Consider the following 1,286-nt stretch of genomic DNA (forward strand, 5'->3'; position numbering starts at 1 on the left):
CCGTCGGCAACCGGCTCGGCCCCCGGCGTACTCACGACCAGCGCGGGCGTCCCCGGCACGGTGTCGAGCACCTGCTCCCGCCCGGACGTCCGCACCGGCACCGCGGGAAACGCCCGCCCCAGCTCCTCCGCGGTCCGCCGCGCCCCCACGATCTGGGCCCGCAACCGGAACCCCCCGCACTCGGGACAGTGCCAGGAGCTCTCCTCGACCCCGCACCACCCACAGCGCAGCACACCCGCGTCCTGCCCCTCCAACGGCCCCGCACAGTGCCGACACCGCGCGGCGGCCCGGCACTGCGCGCAAGCCATCCGCGGCACATACCCGCGCCGGGGCACCTGCACCAGCACGGGCCCGTGCTTCAACCCCTCCCGCACCGCCTGCCACGCCAACGTCGGCAACCGCGCGGCGCGAGCGGCCTCGTCCCGCGCCAAGTCCCCGTCCCCCACGGTCCGTACGAGCGGCGCGGCCACCCGCACCTGGTCCCGCGACGCGACCAACGGCCGAGCCCACCCGCTCTCCACGAGCTGCGCCGCCTCCACGGTGCAACTCCAACTCCCCAACAGGAACGCGCACTTGTCCAACGCGGCCCGCAGCAACAACACGTCCCGCGCATGCGGCTGCGGCGCGTGCGGCTCGCTGTGGCTTCCGTCCCCGTCGTCCCAGATCGCGACAAGCCCCAGATCCTGAACGGGCGCGAACATCGCGGCCCGCGTCCCGACGACCGCACGCACGGCCCCCCGCCGCACGGCCAGCCACTGCCGATACCGCCTCTCGGGTCCGGCATCGGCGGTGAGCAGCGCATGCCGTCCCTCCCCCAACAGGGCGGTCAACGCGGCGTCGACCCGCCCGGCGGCCCGCCCGTCCGGTACGACGACGAGCGCCCCGCGCCCCGAGGCGAGCGTCGCGGCGACGGCCCGCGCGATCTCCTCGCTCCACTCGGGCCCCGGCAACGCGTTCCACACAGCCCGCGGCGCACCCCCCGAGGCCAGCGCCTCCAGAAACCCGGCCCCCCGCTCGTACCGCACCCAGGACCCCGGCTCGGGCACCTCGGGCGGCGGCAACGGCGCAGGCGACGGCTTCTGCTCGGCCCGAGCACTGCGCGGCGGCACGGCGAGCTGCAGCACATCGGCAAGACTCCCGGCATACCGATCGGCAACGGCCCGAGCGAGCCCCAGCAGTTCCGCACTCAGCACAGGTTCGGGCGACACGACCTGCGCCAGCGCGGCAAGCGGCCCGGAGTAGTCGGACGCGGCCAGCCGCTCGACAAGAAACCCGTCGATCAGCCC

The 1,286-nt window shown here is 75.5% G+C and carries 1 protein-coding gene; it reads right to left on the reverse strand.

What is annotated here, in order from left to right; all coding sequences use genetic code 11:
* Positions 1–1,286, reverse strand: a 1,286-nt coding sequence (locus AC31A1_RS51600) for a primosomal protein N' family DNA-binding protein (protein ID WP_489659941.1), incomplete at both ends; no start/stop codon positions are given.

This window comes from Streptomyces sp. P5F9 (assembly GCF_057961495.1).